This window comes from Streptomyces yongxingensis, assembly GCF_055597465.1.
Map to the genome: position 1 here is coordinate 8,298,015 of NZ_CM145717.1, position 15,301 is coordinate 8,313,315.

Below are 15,301 nucleotides of genomic sequence, written 5' to 3' on the forward strand. Positions count from 1 at the left end.
GAAGGGACTGAGCCTGAAATAGTTCCTCACGATGTTCGCCATCCCTAGACTCCCTGTGTCAGGGGGTAACTCGGGGGACAACTAGTGGGGCGCGGAGTGCCGGAACTCGTACTGGAATTGAACGGACAGACCTGGACACTTGATCCATCCAGGTCGTACAGCCTGGGGCGTGACCCGCAGGGCGACATGGTGCTGGACGACGCCAGGGTCTCCTGGCGACATGCCACGGTGCGCTGGGGCGGGCGCAGTTGGATCATTGAGGATCAGGGTTCCACCAATGGCACCTATGTGCAGGGCCAGAGAATCCAACAGGTGGAAATCGGCCCTGGTTCGGCCGTCCATCTCGGCAATGCCACCGATGGCCCCCGGCTCAGCGTCTCCGGCGGCGGCGCCCCCTCGACGGGTGCCGCGGGCGTGTACGGCGGGCAGGCGGCGATGGGCATGCCCCAGCAGGGCCAGCAGGCTCACCAGGCCCAGCAGCCCCCCGCCCAGCAGCCGCCGCAGCAGCCCGGCCCTGGGGGCTGGCCGCAGCAGGGCGGGCAGCCGCCGCACGGGCAGCCCCAGGCGCAGCCTCACGGGCAGCCGCAAGGCTGGCAGCAGCAGCCCCAGGTCCCGCATCAGCAGCAGCCGTTCATCCCGCAGCAGCAGGCGCCCCATCAGCAGCCGCAGCAGGCCCCCCAGCCACACCAGCAGCCGCAGCCCCAGGCACCGCAGAGCCACCTCGCGCAGAGCGGCCCCGGCCCCGGCTCCGGCCCGGCCGGTGCCGGCACCGCGACCGCCCAGGGCGACCGCAGCCCGACCACCTTCCACCAACTGGCCGCCGGCCGGGTGATGCGCATCGGTCGTGCGCTGGAGAACGACCTGGTCGTCTCCGATCTGCAGGTCTCGCGCCACCACGCCGAGTTCCGGGCGCTGCCCGACGGCCGCTTCGAGATACGTGACCTCGGCAGCCACAACGGCACCTATGTCAACGGTCAGCCGGTCCGGCAGCAGATCATCGGCCCCACCGACACCGTCGGCGTCGGTCACTCCACCTTCCGGCTGGTCGGCGACCGCCTCGAGGAGTTCGTCGACACCGGTGAGGTCTCCTTCTCGGCCCGCCATCTGACGGTGACGGTCGACGGCGGCAAGCAGATCCTCAAGGACGTCTCCTTCGGCGTCCCGGAGAAGTCCCTCGTCGCGGTCATCGGCCCGTCCGGCTCCGGTAAGTCCACGCTGCTGAAGGCGCTCACCGGCTACCGCCCGGCCAACCAGGGCGATGTCCTCTACGACAACCGGAACCTCTACAAGCAGTTCGCCGAGCTGCGCCAGCGCATCGGTCTGGTGCCCCAGGACGACATCCTGCACAAGGAGCTGACCGTCCAGAAGGCCCTGCGCTACGCCGCCAAGCTCCGCTTCCCCGGTGACACCGCCGAGGCCGAGCGCGAGGCCCGGATCGACGAGGTGCTGCGCGAGCTCAAGCTGGACATCCACCGGGAGAAGAAGGTCACCGCCCTCTCCGGCGGTCAGCGCAAGCGGGTCTCGGTCGCGCTGGAGCTGCTCACCAAGCCGTCGCTGATCTTCCTGGACGAGCCGACCTCCGGTCTCGACCCGGGCATGGACCGCGATGTCATGCAGCTGCTGCGCGGTCTGGCCGACGACGGCCGTACGGTGCTGGTGGTCACCCACTCGGTCGCCGAGCTGGCGCTGTGCGACAAGCTCCTGGTGATGGCGCCGGGCGGTTCGGTGGCCTACTTCGGCCCGCCGGACGAGGCGCTCAACTTCTTCGGCTACGACAGCTGGGCGGATGTCTTCTCGGCGTTCGAGAACTACCGCGACTACGACTGGGCGGGCCGCTGGCGCGGTTCGCAGCACTACCAGATGTACGCCGCGGACCTGGATTCCGTCGCCCCGCAGTCCGTCCACGTCCAGGCGCCGCCGACCCGGATGCAGAAGCCGCAGAGCTGGGGTTCGCAGCTGTGGACGCTGATCCGCCGCTATCTGTCGGTGATCGGCTCCGACAAGGGCTTCATGGGGCTGATGGTGATCCTGCCCGCCGTGCTGGGGTCGGTGAGCGTCGTCATCCCGGCGAAGTTCGGCCTCCAGATGGCCCCGAAGGGCAGTTTCAACCAGGCCGCCGGGACGGTGTTGCTGATCCTGGTGGTCGGCATGTGCTTCACCGGCGCGGCCAACTCCGTACGAGAACTGATCAAGGAACGGGTCATCTACGAACGGGAACGGGCGGTCGGCCTGTCCCGCTCCGCGTATCTGATGTCCAAGGTGATCGTGCTCGGCGTGATCACCGCATGCCAGGGCGTCATCATCTCCGCCATCGGTCTCTCGACGCGCAAGCTGCCCGAAGAGGGCCTGCTGATGCCGCCGGCCGCCGAGCTCTGCGTGGCCGTCATCGCGATCGGCTTCACCTCGATGATGGTGGGCCTGGTCATCTCGTCCCTGGTGAAGACCGCAGAGAAGACCATGCCGCTGCTGGTCATGTTCGCGATCATCCAGGTGGTCTTCACCGGTGTGCTGTTCAAGATCTTCGGATCGCCGGGTGTGGAGCAGTTCGCCTGGCTGATGCCGTCCCGCTGGGCCATCGGCGCGGCCGGAGCCACGCTGGACCTCGGCCCGGGCGCCGGTCACATGATGGCGCCGTGGGACAGCAAGAAGCCCCTGGACACCGACCCGCTGTGGGAGCACACCACCACCCAGTGGGGCATCGACATGGTCGCGCTGATCGTCCTGGGCATCGTGTGCGGCATCGCGGTCGCACGGCTGCTGCGCCGCCATGAGCCGGAGGTCATGCGCAAGTAGCCGCCGAAGCGGTCACGAAAACGCCGTCACGAAAACACGGTCACGGAAAGCACGGCCGCGAAAAGCACAGCGTCGGAAAAGGGCGACGGCACCCCTCGCACACAGGGGGTGCCGTCGCCCTTCGGCGTCGCGTCCGCAACGCCGGGTTCTTGACGGGCCGTTCAGGCTCAGTACGGGCCGTTCACGTTGTCCATCGAGCCGTACCGGTCGGCCGCGTAGTTGCAGGCGGCGGTGATGTTCGCGACCGGGTCGTACGGGTCCCAGGAGGTGCCCTCGACGTGGTACGCCTGGAAGGTCGGGGCTATCACCTGGAGCAGACCCTTGGAAGGCACGCCGTTCCGGGCGTTGATGTCCCACAGGTTGATGGCGCGCGGGTTGCCGCCGGACTCCCGGATGATGTTGCGGTGGATGCCCTCGTAGGAGCCGGGGATGCCCTTCTGCTTCATGATGTCGAGGGATTCGCGGATCCAGCCGTCGAGGTTGTCCGGGTAGGTCTTCTTCTCGGCGGCGACCGTCTCGATACGCGTGGCGGAGCGGCTCGCGGCCTGCTTGACGGCGCGCTCCTTGGCGGCCTTGGCCTCGGCGGCCTTCTTCGCGGCGGCCTCTTCCGCCGCCTTCTTCGCGGCGGCCTCCGCCGCGGCCTTCTTCGCCGCGGCCTTCTTCGCGGCTTCTTCCTTGGCCTGCTTGGCGGCGAGGGCGGACTGCTTGGTCAGGACCTCGCGGTGCTCCTGCGCGTCGGCCTTCTGAGCGGTGAGGGCGACCGGCTTGTTCGGCAGGTCCTGGGCCGTGGTCTTGGCGCCGGCGTCACCACCGGGGACGACCGCGAAGGCTATGGCGGCCGCACCGGCGGCCGCGATTCCGGCGGCGGAGTACTTGTGCGTCTTGGTGAGACGGTTGTAACCGGGGATGTTGGGCAGGGGCATGGCGGAGTAGACCTCTTCCAATCGCTTGAGTCGCAGGCCAAATCGGCGCGCAGAGCGCCGTTCCTGGATCTACGGCGCCGTGCGACTGGGTGAAATTCTTAGCTGCCGCAAAAAGCTGTCGCAAAGGCGTGACATACGATGCTGCTTAGTGGATAAGTAGGCCGTTCATGCCCACGCGGACGGCCGTCATCCCCGCTCAGTCGCCTATGAAACATCCACTAAGCACGTTCGTACGTGATTTAGGTCGTGTGTCCGGGCTCACATCGCGGAGCTTCTCATATTGCGCGCTGTGCCCACGCAAATGCTCAGGGTGTTTGTTTTTTCCACCCCTGTAACAGCCCCTTTGGGGGCCTCGTGTGCGCCGTTCGACCTAGGGCTCAGGTCTTATCAGGTGGCCGCCGACCGGCTGATATGCCCACCGGATGGCGGTGGGTACGGTAATGCCCATGACGAAAGGACGGAGCGGCGGAGCCGAGGCCGGGCTGAGCCGGGTGAGCGCCGCACTGCTCGCCATGAACCGACATCTGGAAGTCCGTGATGTCCTAAAGACCATCGTTGTGTCCGCCCGTGAGCTGCTCGATGCGGAGTATGCCGCTCTGGGGGTTCCGGATGATCACGGGGGTTTCGCCCAGTTCGTAGTAGATGGGGTGAGTGAGGAGCAGTGGAAGGCCATCGGGCCGCTGCCCCGGCAGCACGGCATTCTCGCCGCCATGCTCAAGGAGGCCACTCCGCAGCGACTCGCCGATGTGCGGCTGGATGCCCGTTTTGAGGGATGGCCATCAGCTCATCCCATTATGTCGGATTTCTTGGGACTTCCCATTGCCGACGGCGATGAAGTTCTCGGCGCGGTATTCCTCGCCAACAAGCGATGCCCCAAGCCCGAGGGCGGCTGCGGTTTCACCGCCGAGGACGAGGAACTGCTGTCCATCCTGGCCCAGCACGCCGCCATCGCCCTGACCAACGCCCGGCTCTACGAGCGCAGCCGCGAACTCACCATCGCGGGGGAGCGGGCCAGGCTCGCCCATGAGCTGCACGACGCGGTCTCCCAGAAGCTCTTCTCGCTGCGGCTGACCGCCCAGGCGGCCACGGCCCTGGTGGACCGCGACCCCGGCCGGGCCAAGGACGAGCTCCAGCAGATCGCGCTGCTCGCCGCCGAGGCCGCCGACGAGCTGCGCTCCGCCGTCGTGGAGCTGCGCCCCGCCGCCCTCGACGAGGACGGCCTCGTGGCGACCCTCAGGACCCAGGTCCAGGTGCTCGACCGGGCCCACTCCGCGCGTGTCACCTTCGCCTCACACGGCGTGCGGGCGCTGCCCGCCGCCCAGGAGGAGGCGGTGCTGCGGGTGGCCCAGGAGGCCCTGCACAACGCGCTGCGCCACGCCGACGCGCGGAGGGTGGACGTCACCCTCGCCCGGCACGGCCAGGGCGCCCGGCTCCGCGTCGCCGACGACGGCAGGGGATTCGACCCCTCGGCCGTACGGCGCGCCGGGCGCCACCTCGGGCTGGTGTCGATGCGGGACCGGGCCGGCGGCGTCGGCGGCGGTCTGACGGTGGAGTCGGAGCCCGGCAAGGGCACCGTGATCGAGATGGAGGTGCCCGGTGGCTGAGCCGGGACGGATTCGGGTGCTGCTCGTCGACGACCACCAGGTGGTGCGGCGCGGCCTGCGGACCTTCCTCCAGGTCCAGGACGACATCGAGGTGGTCGGCGAGGCGTCGGACGGCGAGGAGGGCGTCGCCCGCGCCGAGGAGCTGCGCCCCGACGTCGTCCTCATGGACGTGAAGATGCCCGGCCTGGACGGGATCGAGGCGCTGCGCACCCTGCGCGGCCTCGACAACCCCGCCCGGGTGCTGGTGGTGACGAGCTTCACCGAGAAGCGCACCGTGGTCCCCGCCCTGCGCGCGGGCGCCGCGGGCTATGTCTACAAGGACGTGGACCCCGAGGCGCTCGCCCGCGCCATCCGGTCCGTCCACTCCGGGCATGTGCTGCTCCAGCCCGAGGTGGCCCTCGCGCTGCTCTCCCAGGAGGACGGCGGCGGCCAGGGGCGCGGCGGGTCGCTCACCGAGCGCGAACGCGAGGTGCTGGCGCTGATAGCGGATGGCCGGTCCAACCGGGAGATCGCCCGCGCGCTGGTGCTGTCCGAAAAGACCGTGAAGACCCATGTGTCCAACATTCTTATGAAATTGGATCTCGCCGATCGCACTCAGGCCGCCCTATGGGCGGTACGACACGGGGTCGGAGCATGAACAGCGTTTCTCCGTGAAATCACACCAACGTGTGGCGATCACTCGAACAGCGCAACTCGCCATGGGCCGGGCCGTTCTTCACGGCGTACCGCGGCGGACCGCCGCGGTGATGCGCTGATGAATGAAGGGTCTTGAGAAGTGAAGAACATCAAGAGGTTCGCTGCCCTCACGATTGTGGCCGGCGGACTCGCCGTCGCCGGTGCCGGTGTCGCCTCCGCCCAGGGCCCCCAGGCCGACGGTGGGGCGATGACGTCCCCGGGTGCCGTTTCCGGCAACAACATTCAGGCGCCCATCCACGTGCCCGTGAACGTCTGCAGCAACACCATTTCGGTCATCGGGTCCATGAACCCGGCGCTCGGCGTCCCCTGCGTCCGCTGACCAACCCCCTGGCGGATATCCCGACGCACCACCGGCCGGCCCCGGAGGCACCCGCCTCCGGGGCCGGCCCCATGCCGGCCTCCGAGCCCCGCGACACCCTCCCGGGAAGGTCAGGGACCGCCCCGCTCCCGCTCCTCCACATACGCGTTGTACGCCGCCACCTGGGCCCGCCGCGAGGTGCGCTCCACCGGCCGCAGCGCCTCGGCCCGCGCCGTGATCTCCGACGCGCTCACCGCCCCGCCGTGCTCCCGGCCGTCCCCGCCCGCCATATACGCGATGTCCACCAGCGCACCCACCCGCTGCGCCAGCTCCAGCACCCGTATGGCCCGCGGCGGATAGCCCGGGGCCAGCACCTCGCGACCCCGCTCGGCCCGCGCCCGATACGCCTCCAGAGCCGCCTCGGCCACCGGGCCCGACCCCGCCACGTTCAGCCGCGAGAGCACCTCCGTGGCCTCCCGCAGCGCCTCCGCCAGCTCCCGCTCGGCCTCGCTCAGCGACGGCACATCGGCCGGCGGCGCCTCCCGCACGGCCTGGCACCGCCACACCACCTCGATGTGCTGATCGCCCTCGGGCCCGGCCGCCGACACCTCGGGCACCAGACCGAGCGCCGCCCCGGTGGCGATCACCGCCTCGCCCGCCTCGAGCGCGTGGGCGTTGAACTCCGGCGGACCGCTCAGCCCCAGGGGATGCCCCGCTATGGGCAGCGCCACCCGCAGCCCCTTGGCCCCGAGCGCCCGCAGCCGCCCCAGCGCCAATGTGAGCCCCACCTGCCCGGACTCCCCCGGAAGCGCGGCCACCCGGTGCGACGCGTCCTCACCCGCGATGCGGTGCGCCGCCTCATCGGGGGAGACAAGTCCGGCGAGAAGGGCATTTCCCCATGCTGCGAGGCGCCCTGAACGTGGTTCATCGAGCATGGAACCAGCCTAAGGACTGCCACCGACAACGTGTGGCGTAGGTTTTCCTCAGGGGGCTGCGCCCACAGGCGCACGCACGACTCGAGACTGCAATGGGAGACAACGCGCTCATGAGCGAGGTTCTGGAGCTGCTGGACGTATCGGTGGTCCGCGATGGGCGGGCTCTGGTGGACGAGGTCTCCTGGTCGATCAAAGAAGGCGAGCGCTGGGTCATCCTCGGGCCCAACGGCGCCGGTAAGACCACCCTCCTCAACCTCGCCTCCAGCTATCTCTTCCCGAGCGCCGGAAGCGCCCGCATCCTCGGCGAGCGGCTAGGCGGCGTCGACGTCTTCGAGCTGCGCCCGCGCATCGGCATGGCGGGCATCGCCATGGCCGAGAAGTTGCCCCGCAGCCAGACCGTCCTGCAGACCGTCCTCACCGCCGCGTACGGCATGACGGCCCACTGGCAGGAGGACTACGACGCGGTCGACGAGACCCGCGCCCGCGCTTTCCTCGACCGCCTCGGCATGACCGAGTACCTCGACCGGAGGTTCGGCACCCTCTCCGAGGGAGAGCGCAAGCGCACCCTCATCGCCCGCGCCATGATGACCGACCCCGAGCTGCTGCTCCTCGACGAGCCCGCGGCCGGACTCGACCTCGGTGGCCGCGAGGATCTCGTCCGCCGCCTCGGACGGCTCGCCCGCGACCCGCTCGCCCCGTCGATGATCATGGTGACACATCACGTCGAGGAAATCCCCCCCGGCTTCACTCATGTTCTGATGATCCGCCAGGGGAAGGTGCTCACCGCGGGCCCGGTCGAGACCGAACTGACCTCCCGCAACCTCTCCCGCTGCTTCGGACTCCCGCTGGTCGTCGAGCGCAACGGCGACCGCTGGACCGCCCAGGGCCTGCCGCTGACCTGATGTCCGCCCCCTGCGCCCACCGTGCCACCGGCAGGTGATCCGCGCCCTGTCCCCGGCGACTTGGGGCAACTACCATGACCATGTGGATCCATGGGTGTGGTGGCTGATCGCCGCCGTAGGACTGGGCATCCCGCTCGTGCTGACCGCGATGCCCGAATTCGGGATGGTCGCGGTCGGCGCCGTGGCCGGTGCCATCACCGACGCGCTCGGCGGCGGCATCGTGCTCCAGGTCGTCGTCTTCTGCGCCGTCTCCGTGGCACTGGTCGCCGTCGTGCGCCCGATGGCGGTCCGCAGCCGCCAACAGCAGCCCGAGCTGCGCAGCGGCATCGAGGCGCTGAAAGGCCGCCAGGCCGTCGTCCTCGAGCGCGTCGACGACGGCGGAGGCGGCCGGATCAAACTCGCGGGCGAAGTGTGGTCCGCGCGCTCGCTCGACCCCGACCAGGCGTACGAACCAGGGCAGCAGGTCGACGTGGTGGAGATCGACGGTGCGACGGCCGTCGTCATGTAGACGCCGTACCGGGAGTGTCCTACCAAGAGTTGAGGGCGCCCCGGTTGAGCTGCGGAGTCGACCACGGATCTGACAGACTCCACCCTCGGGAACCGCCAGACTTGATCATCCCGACCATCCGAATCGCCGCATGAAGGGCACGGGGAGCCGCTGTGGAACCGATCATCATCGTCCTGATCATCCTCGTGGTGCTGGTCTTCATCGCACTGATCAAGACGATCCAGGTCATCCCGCAGGCCAGTGCCGCCATCGTGGAGCGCTTCGGACGCTACACACGCACCCTCAACGCGGGCCTCAACATCGTCGTCCCGTTCATCGACTCGATCCGCAACCGCGTCGACCTCCGTGAACAGGTCGTGCCCTTCCCCCCGCAGCCGGTGATCACCCAGGACAACCTGGTGGTGAACATCGACACCGTCATCTACTACCAGGTGACCGACGCCCGCGCCGCCACCTACGAAGTGGCCAGCTACATCCAGGCGATCGAGCAGCTGACCGTCACCACCCTGCGGAACATCATCGGTGGCATGGACCTCGAGCGCACCCTGACCTCCCGCGAGGAGATCAACGCGGCGCTGCGCGGCGTCCTCGACGAGGCCACCGGCAAGTGGGGCATCCGCGTCAACCGCGTCGAGCTCAAGGCCATCGAGCCGCCCACCTCCATCCAGGACTCGATGGAGAAGCAGATGCGCGCCGACCGTGACAAGCGCGCCGCGATCCTCCAGGCCGAGGGTGTCCGGCAGTCCGAGATCCTGCGGGCCGAGGGTGAGAAGCAGTCCGCGATCCTGAGGGCCGAGGGTGAGTCCAAGGCCGCCGCGCTGCGCGCCGAGGGCGAGGCCCAGGCCATCCGTACGGTCTTCGAATCCATCCACGCCGGAGACCCGGACCAGAAGCTGCTCTCGTACCAGTACCTCCAGATGCTGCCGAAGATCGCCGAGGGCGACGCCAACAAGCTCTGGATCGTGCCCAGCGAGATCGGCGACGCCCTCAAGGGGCTCGGCGGGGCCATGGGCAACTTCGGCCCGTTGACCGGCGGCGGAAACGGCGGCGGCACCCCCAGCGGCACCGGTAAGGAGCCCGCCCCGCGCCGCGAACAGCCCACGATCGACTGAACGGACGGCGGCGAGGCGGCCCTCCAGCGGCCTCCTGCCAGGCGGCTGTGAGCCGGGCCCGGGCCCGGGCCCGGCCCCTGCCCCCCGGCCCGGCCCCTGCCTCAAGCAGGCAGCGCCAGCCACTCCGGCAGACCGTCCCGCTCCGCGGCCCCCAGCGCCAGCAGCAGCGCATCCGAAGGCGTCGGCTCGAACGGCGCCTTGAGCAGCCGCATCCCCGCCTGCTCCGGAGTCCGGTCCGCCTTACGGTGGTTGTCCTCGGCGCACGAGGCGACCGTATTCAGCCAGGTGTCCCCGCCCCCGCGCGACCGCGGCACCACATGGTCCACGGTCGTCGCCCGGCGGCCGCAGTACGCGCACCGGTGCTGGTCCCGGACCAGCACCCCGCGCCGCGACCACGGGGCACGTCTTCGGAACGGCACCCGTACGTAACGGCACAGCCGGATCACCCGCGGCAGCGGCAGATCGACGTCCGCGGCCCGCACCCGAAGCCCCGGGTGGGCGTGTTCGACGACGGCCTTGTCCTGGAGAACCAGCACCACGGCGCGCCGCAGTGTGACCGTCGCCAGCGGCTCGAAGCTCGCGTTCAGAACCAGCGTCTCGCGCATCCCGACCACCCCCGCATCCCGGTGTCCCGGTCCCGCGCCGGAGATCGGCGGGACCGGGATCAACTCTGGCCGGGAGCCTGGCCGAGAACAACGCAATTTCGCCGCGTCAGCCCGCGGCCGGCACCTCGTACTCCCCGATCAACTGGGCCCGCCCCAGCGTGTGGAACCGCAGGTTGAAGCCGACCACCGCGGGCGAGGCGTCCGCGTTCGGGCCCAGCTTCTCCGCGTCCACCGCGTAGACGGTGAACACATAGCGGTGCGGACCGTCCCCGGGCGGCGGCGCGGCCCCGCCGAAGTCACGGGTCCCGTAGTCGTTGCGCGCCTGGACGGCACCCTCGGGCAGGCCCGTGAAGCCACCGCTGCCCGCACCCGCCGGAAGCTCGGTGACCGTGGCCGGGATGTCGAACACCACCCAGTGCCAGAACCCGCTGCCCGTCGGCGCGTCCGGGTCGAAGCAGGTGACGGCGAAGCTCTTCGTCCCCTCCGGGAAACCCTCCCAGCGCAGTTGCGGAGAGGTGTTCCCCTCCGCGTGCACCTGGGCGGACTTGAGCGTGCCGCCCGGTGCCACATCGTCGCTCACCACCGTGAACGACGGCACCGGCGGATGGAAGTCGTGGGGGAGCGGGGGCCGGTTCTGCTCGGACACGTCGAGAACCTCCTCGTAGTCGCAGTGGATCATCTGCGCGGCCAGCCTAACGAGACCGGTACCCGGCGGGCTGGCACCATGGCGCCCATGACCGGCCCCACCCTCGCCCTCCACCTGCGCCTCGACGGCGTGACGGACAAGGACGGCTTCCTCGCCCGCTGCGCCCGGGACCTGCGCTTCCCCGACTGGTACGGGCGGAATTGGGATGCCCTCGCCGACTGCGTCACCGATCTGTCCTGGTGGGCCGAGGGCGGCGAGCCCAGCGGCTGTCTGCTGGACATCCAGGGCTGGCCGGCCTTCCGCGACGCGGACCCCGACGCCGCCGCGATCGCGGCCGACATCCTGGCCGACGCGGAGGCGTACTGGGCGGCGCAGGGACGCCCCCTGGTGGTGCGCTACGACGACGGCCCCTGAGGTACGAGGACGGCCTCTGCCAGGGACCGCGGGGCCCTTACGCGCGAACGCGGGGCGTGCGCCGAGCTGCCCTCGGTGCACGCCCCGCGCGGAAGTCCGGTCCGGGGAGGGAAACCTCAGAACCAGTTGCGCTTGCCGCCGACCTGGGCGAGCCACTGGTTCAGATACGCGGCCCAGTCGGTGTCCTGGAAGGTGGCCAGGTTCATCGTGAACGACCGGTAGGTGTCACTGCCCTCGGAGAACAGCCCCGGCTTCTTGTCCATCTCCAGCACCACGTCCATCTCGCGGTCGTCCGCGACGAAGGACAACTCCACCTGGTTCAGGCCCCGGTACTGCTCCGGCGCGTAGAACTCGATCTCCTGGTAGAACGGCAGCCGCTGGCGGGTGCCACGGATGTGGCCGCGCTCCAGATCGGCGCTCTTGAACCGGAAGCCGAGGGAGCCGAAGGCGTCCAGGATCGCCTGCTGGGCGGGGAGCGGATGCACATTGACCGGGTCCAGGTCGCCCGAGTCCACCGCGCGCGCGATCGCCAGCTCCGTGGTCACCCCCACGTTCATGCCGGTCAGATGGCGGCCCATGAACATGGTGATCGGGGTCTCCCACGGAATCTCCAGGCCGAACTGCACCGCGTGCACCGCGCCCGGCTGCACCTCGAACGCACCGCCAAGACGCTGCCGGGTGAACTCCACGTCCTGCTTGTACTCCTGGTCGTTGCCCTCCACCTCGACCCGCGCCTGCAGGCCGACCGAGAGTCCCTCGATCTGCTGCACGACCGAGCCGCCCTGGATCCGGACCTCGCCCTGCACAATGCCGCCCGGGACGACGTTCTCCTCGGTCAGCACCGTCTCCACCGAAGCGCCACCGGCACCCAGACTCGCGAGCAGCTTCTTGAAGCCCATGTTCTCCCTCTCAAGGACGCGACTGCGTCTTGACTTGATCGCACTCGATCACTGTTGACACCTAGGAACGCGAAACAGCCATGGACGGTTCCGCGGCTCATACCCTTCCAGCGGACCGGTGCCGCCTCCAACCACCGGTTCATATCTGTTCCACTACGCTCGGGGCGCGTGACAGCAGGACCTGACCGCACCCCCCTCGACCGTGCCTTCTTCGACCGACCCGTCCTCGAGGTCGCACCCGACCTCCTGGGCCGCGTCCTGGTCCGGCGTACCCCGGACGGACCGATCGAATTGCGCCTGACCGAGGTCGAGGCGTACGCGGGCCCGGCCGACCCCGGCTCGCACGCCTACCGAGGCCGCACCGAGCGCAACGCCGTGATGTTCGGCCCCCCGGGGCATGCGTATGTCTACTTCACCTATGGCATGTGGCACTGCCTCAACCTCGTCTGCGGGCCGGAGGGCCACGCCAGCGGGGTGCTGCTGCGCGCGGGCGAGGTGCTGCACGGCCATGAGTGGGCCCATCAGCGCAGGCCGAAGGCGCGCAACGACCATGAGTTGGCCAAGGGCCCGGCCCGGCTGGCCACGGCCCTGGGCGTGGACCGCAGACTGGACGGCAGCGATGTGTGCGGGAGCCCCGATGCCCCGCTCTCCATACTCACCGGCCACCCCGCCCGGCCCGAGCAGGTGCTCAGCGGTCCGCGCACCGGTGTGGGCGGCGAGGGCGCGACCCATCCGTGGCGCTTCTGGATCGACGGCGATCCCTCGGTGAGCCCCTACCGGGCCCATACCCCGCGTCGCCGGAATTCGACGCGCCGTCAGGTCGGAACTTGACTCTGCTGGACGGGACGCCTAACGTAGCCCGAGCCGCTTGAGACGGGCAGCGCTGTCGTCACGATCCCAGGATCGAGTCATCGCAGCCCCGGAGCGGCCAACCACTATGACGATTCCCCAACCGGGTCCTATTTCGCTGCGCGAAATCAAAGCCCGGGGCCCCGATTAGGAGCCGAGAGGGAAATTCGCTAAAGTAGTGGACACGCCGGAAGGCGCGAAAGACCCCGCTCCAGCAGGGGGCCGGAAACGGAATTCGGATCGGAAACGACCGGAAATCGGATCTGGTAAGGTTGGAAACACCGAAGGGAAGCGCCCGGAGAAGCCGGTGAAACGGTTTCGAAGGAAGCGTCCGTTCCTTGAGAACTCAACAGCGTGCCAAAAGTCAACGCCAGATATGTTGATACCCCGTCCTTCTTGGACGAGGTTCCTTTGAAGAAACACAACAGCGAGGACGCTGTGGACGGTCCGGGTTATTCCTCCGGTTCCGTTCCGCTCTCGTGATGTGTTGCCGGGATAGCCCGGAAGCATTCACGGAGAGTTTGATCCTGGCTCAGGACGAACGCTGGCGGCGTGCTTAACACATGCAAGTCGAACGATGAACCGGTTTCGGCCGGGGATTAGTGGCGAACGGGTGAGTAACACGTGGGCAATCTGCCCTGCACTCTGGGACAAGCCCTGGAAACGGGGTCTAATACCGGATATGACTACCGACCGCATGGTCTGGTGGTGGAAAGCTCCGGCGGTGCAGGATGAGCCCGCGGCCTATCAGCTTGTTGGTGGGGTGATGGCCTACCAAGGCGACGACGGGTAGCCGGCCTGAGAGGGCGACCGGCCACACTGGGACTGAGACACGGCCCAGACTCCTACGGGAGGCAGCAGTGGGGAATATTGCACAATGGGCGCAAGCCTGATGCAGCGACGCCGCGTGAGGGATGACGGCCTTCGGGTTGTAAACCTCTTTCAGCAGGGAAGAAGCGCAAGTGACGGTACCTGCAGAAGAAGCGCCGGCTAACTACGTGCCAGCAGCCGCGGTAATACGTAGGGCGCAAGCGTTGTCCGGAATTATTGGGCGTAAAGAGCTCGTAGGCGGCTTGTCGCGTCGGATGTGAAAGCCCGGGGCTTAACCCCGGGTCTGCATTCGATACGGGCAGGCTAGAGTTCGGTAGGGGAGATCGGAATTCCTGGTGTAGCGGTGAAATGCGCAGATATCAGGAGGAACACCGGTGGCGAAGGCGGATCTCTGGGCCGATACTGACGCTGAGGAGCGAAAGCGTGGGGAGCGAACAGGATTAGATACCCTGGTAGTCCACGCCGTAAACGTTGGGAACTAGGTGTGGGCGACATTCCACGTTGTCCGTGCCGCAGCTAACGCATTAAGTTCCCCGCCTGGGGAGTACGGCCGCAAGGCTAAAACTCAAAGGAATTGACGGGGGCCCGCACAAGCGGCGGAGCATGTGGCTTAATTCGACGCAACGCGAAGAACCTTACCAAGGCTTGACATACGCCGGAAAACCCTGGAGACAGGGTCCCCCTTGTGGTCGGTGTACAGGTGGTGCATGGCTGTCGTCAGCTCGTGTCGTGAGATGTTGGGTTAAGTCCCGCAACGAGCGCAACCCTTGTTCTGTGTTGCCAGCATGCCTTTCGGGGTGATGGGGACTCACAGGAGACTGCCGGGGTCAACTCGGAGGAAGGTGGGGACGACGTCAAGTCATCATGCCCCTTATGTCTTGGGCTGCACACGTGCTACAATGGCCGGTACAATGAGCTGCGAAGCCGTGAGGTGGAGCGAATCTCAAAAAGCCGGTCTCAGTTCGGATTGGGGTCTGCAACTCGACCCCATGAAGTCGGAGTCGCTAGTAATCGCAGATCAGCATTGCTGCGGTGAATACGTTCCCGGGCCTTGTACACACCGCCCGTCACGTCACGAAAGTCGGTAACACCCGAAGCCGGTGGCCCAACCCTTGTGGAGGGAGCCGTCGAAGGTGGGACTGGCGATTGGGACGAAGTCGTAACAAGGTAGCCGTACCGGAAGGTGCGGCTGGATCACCTCCTTTCTAAGGAGCACATGGCCGACTGCAAGCAAGTGTCTTGCACGGTTGCTCATGGGTGGAACGTTGACTATTCGGCACACTTGA

The 15,301-nt window shown here is 68.2% G+C and carries 14 protein-coding genes and 1 rRNA gene; 10 read left to right on the plus strand and 5 right to left on the minus strand.

What is annotated here, in order from left to right; all coding sequences use genetic code 11:
* Positions 1 to 84: 84 nt before the first annotated feature.
* A complete protein-coding gene (locus tag ACZ6TD_RS35640; RefSeq protein ID WP_471344730.1) occupies positions 85 to 2,793 on the plus strand; it encodes an ABC transporter ATP-binding protein/permease in 2,709 nt (902 codons plus the stop codon).
* Positions 2,794 to 2,960: 167 nt separating this feature from the next.
* On the opposite strand, the gene ACZ6TD_RS35645 is transcribed toward ACZ6TD_RS35640, so the two are convergent.
* Positions 2,961 to 3,716, minus strand: coding sequence for a transglycosylase SLT domain-containing protein (locus ACZ6TD_RS35645; RefSeq protein ID WP_471344732.1), 756 nt, complete (start codon positions 3,714 to 3,716; stop codon positions 2,961 to 2,963).
* 440 nt (positions 3,717 to 4,156) lie between these two features.
* Between ACZ6TD_RS35645 and ACZ6TD_RS35650 the strand changes: the two genes are divergently transcribed.
* The 3 genes from ACZ6TD_RS35650 (at position 4,157) to ACZ6TD_RS35660 (ending at position 6,335) form a co-directional block, all read left to right on the plus strand.
* Positions 4,157 to 5,320: a GAF domain-containing sensor histidine kinase gene (locus ACZ6TD_RS35650; RefSeq protein WP_471344733.1), complete on the plus strand. Its 1,164-nt coding sequence runs from the start codon at positions 4,157 to 4,159 to the stop codon at positions 5,318 to 5,320.
* Complete coding sequence (locus ACZ6TD_RS35655; protein WP_471344734.1) at positions 5,313 to 5,957, plus strand: response regulator; 645 nt, start codon at positions 5,313 to 5,315, stop codon at positions 5,955 to 5,957. Before ACZ6TD_RS35650 ends, ACZ6TD_RS35655 begins: the two co-directional genes overlap by 8 nt.
* Positions 5,958 to 6,095: 138 nt before the next feature.
* The gene (locus tag ACZ6TD_RS35660) at positions 6,096 to 6,335 is read left to right on the plus strand and encodes a chaplin (protein WP_471344736.1); all 240 of its coding nucleotides are present in this window, start codon (positions 6,096 to 6,098) and stop codon (positions 6,333 to 6,335) included.
* Positions 6,336 to 6,445: 110 nt separating this feature from the next.
* On the opposite strand, the gene ACZ6TD_RS35665 is transcribed toward ACZ6TD_RS35660, so the two are convergent.
* Positions 6,446 to 7,249: a hypothetical protein gene (locus ACZ6TD_RS35665; RefSeq protein ID WP_471344737.1), complete on the minus strand. Its 804-nt coding sequence runs from the start codon at positions 7,247 to 7,249 to the stop codon at positions 6,446 to 6,448.
* A gap of 110 nt (positions 7,250 to 7,359) precedes the next feature.
* On the opposite strand from ACZ6TD_RS35665, the gene ACZ6TD_RS35670 reads away from it, so the two are divergent.
* The 3 genes from ACZ6TD_RS35670 to ACZ6TD_RS35680 all read left to right on the plus strand — a co-directional run bounded on the left by ACZ6TD_RS35670 (position 7,360) and on the right by ACZ6TD_RS35680 (position 9,771).
* On the plus strand, positions 7,360 to 8,151 hold the full coding sequence (locus tag ACZ6TD_RS35670; RefSeq protein WP_471344739.1) for an ABC transporter ATP-binding protein: 792 nt from the start codon (positions 7,360 to 7,362) through the stop codon (positions 8,149 to 8,151).
* Between the two features lie 82 nt (positions 8,152 to 8,233).
* A complete protein-coding gene (locus tag ACZ6TD_RS35675) occupies positions 8,234 to 8,659 on the plus strand; it encodes an NfeD family protein (RefSeq protein WP_471344741.1) in 426 nt (141 codons plus the stop codon).
* A gap of 152 nt (positions 8,660 to 8,811) precedes the next feature.
* Positions 8,812 to 9,771, plus strand: a complete 960-nt coding sequence (locus ACZ6TD_RS35680; RefSeq protein ID WP_044577455.1) for an SPFH domain-containing protein — start codon at positions 8,812 to 8,814, stop codon at positions 9,769 to 9,771.
* 101 nt (positions 9,772 to 9,872) lie between these two features.
* Here ACZ6TD_RS35680 and ACZ6TD_RS35685 read toward each other — a convergent pair whose 3' ends face one another.
* Together ACZ6TD_RS35685 and ACZ6TD_RS35690 are read right to left on the minus strand one after the other, a co-directional pair.
* A complete protein-coding gene (locus tag ACZ6TD_RS35685; RefSeq protein WP_037963497.1) occupies positions 9,873 to 10,376 on the minus strand; it encodes an HNH endonuclease in 504 nt (167 codons plus the stop codon).
* A gap of 106 nt (positions 10,377 to 10,482) precedes the next feature.
* The gene (locus ACZ6TD_RS35690; protein ID WP_471358329.1) at positions 10,483 to 11,022 is read right to left on the minus strand and encodes a YbhB/YbcL family Raf kinase inhibitor-like protein; all 540 of its coding nucleotides are present in this window, start codon (positions 11,020 to 11,022) and stop codon (positions 10,483 to 10,485) included.
* Positions 11,023 to 11,109: 87 nt separating this feature from the next.
* On the opposite strand from ACZ6TD_RS35690, the gene ACZ6TD_RS35695 reads away from it, so the two are divergent.
* The gene (locus tag ACZ6TD_RS35695) at positions 11,110 to 11,436 is read left to right on the plus strand and encodes a barstar family protein (protein ID WP_020872352.1); all 327 of its coding nucleotides are present in this window, start codon (positions 11,110 to 11,112) and stop codon (positions 11,434 to 11,436) included.
* Between the two features lie 116 nt (positions 11,437 to 11,552).
* Here ACZ6TD_RS35695 and ACZ6TD_RS35700 read toward each other — a convergent pair whose 3' ends face one another.
* A complete protein-coding gene (locus ACZ6TD_RS35700; RefSeq protein ID WP_470005000.1) occupies positions 11,553 to 12,335 on the minus strand; it encodes a sporulation protein in 783 nt (260 codons plus the stop codon).
* A gap of 168 nt (positions 12,336 to 12,503) precedes the next feature.
* Between ACZ6TD_RS35700 and ACZ6TD_RS35705 the strand changes: the two genes are divergently transcribed.
* Positions 12,504 to 13,166 carry a DNA-3-methyladenine glycosylase gene (locus ACZ6TD_RS35705; protein ID WP_471344744.1) on the plus strand — a complete coding sequence of 221 codons (663 nt, stop codon included), beginning with the start codon at positions 12,504 to 12,506 and terminating at the stop codon, positions 13,164 to 13,166.
* Between the two features lie 527 nt (positions 13,167 to 13,693).
* Positions 13,694 to 15,220, plus strand: a 16S ribosomal RNA gene (locus ACZ6TD_RS35710).
* Positions 15,221 to 15,301 lie beyond the last annotated feature (81 nt).

Coding starts and splice junctions, on each gene's coding strand:
- ACZ6TD_RS35645 (WP_471344732.1), bottom strand. CDS start 3,716: ATGCCCCTGCCCAACATCCCCGGTTACAACCGTCTCACCAAGACGCAC.
- ACZ6TD_RS35650 (WP_471344733.1), top strand. CDS start 4,157: ATGCCCATGACGAAAGGACGGAGCGGCGGAGCCGAGGCCGGGCTGAGC.
- ACZ6TD_RS35665 (WP_471344737.1), bottom strand. CDS start 7,249: ATGCTCGATGAACCACGTTCAGGGCGCCTCGCAGCATGGGGAAATGCC.
- ACZ6TD_RS35670 (WP_471344739.1), top strand. CDS start 7,360: ATGAGCGAGGTTCTGGAGCTGCTGGACGTATCGGTGGTCCGCGATGGG.
- ACZ6TD_RS35685 (WP_037963497.1), bottom strand. CDS start 10,376: ATGCGCGAGACGCTGGTTCTGAACGCGAGCTTCGAGCCGCTGGCGACG.
- ACZ6TD_RS35695 (WP_020872352.1), top strand. CDS start 11,110: ATGACCGGCCCCACCCTCGCCCTCCACCTGCGCCTCGACGGCGTGACG.
- ACZ6TD_RS35700 (WP_470005000.1), bottom strand. CDS start 12,335: ATGGGCTTCAAGAAGCTGCTCGCGAGTCTGGGTGCCGGTGGCGCTTCG.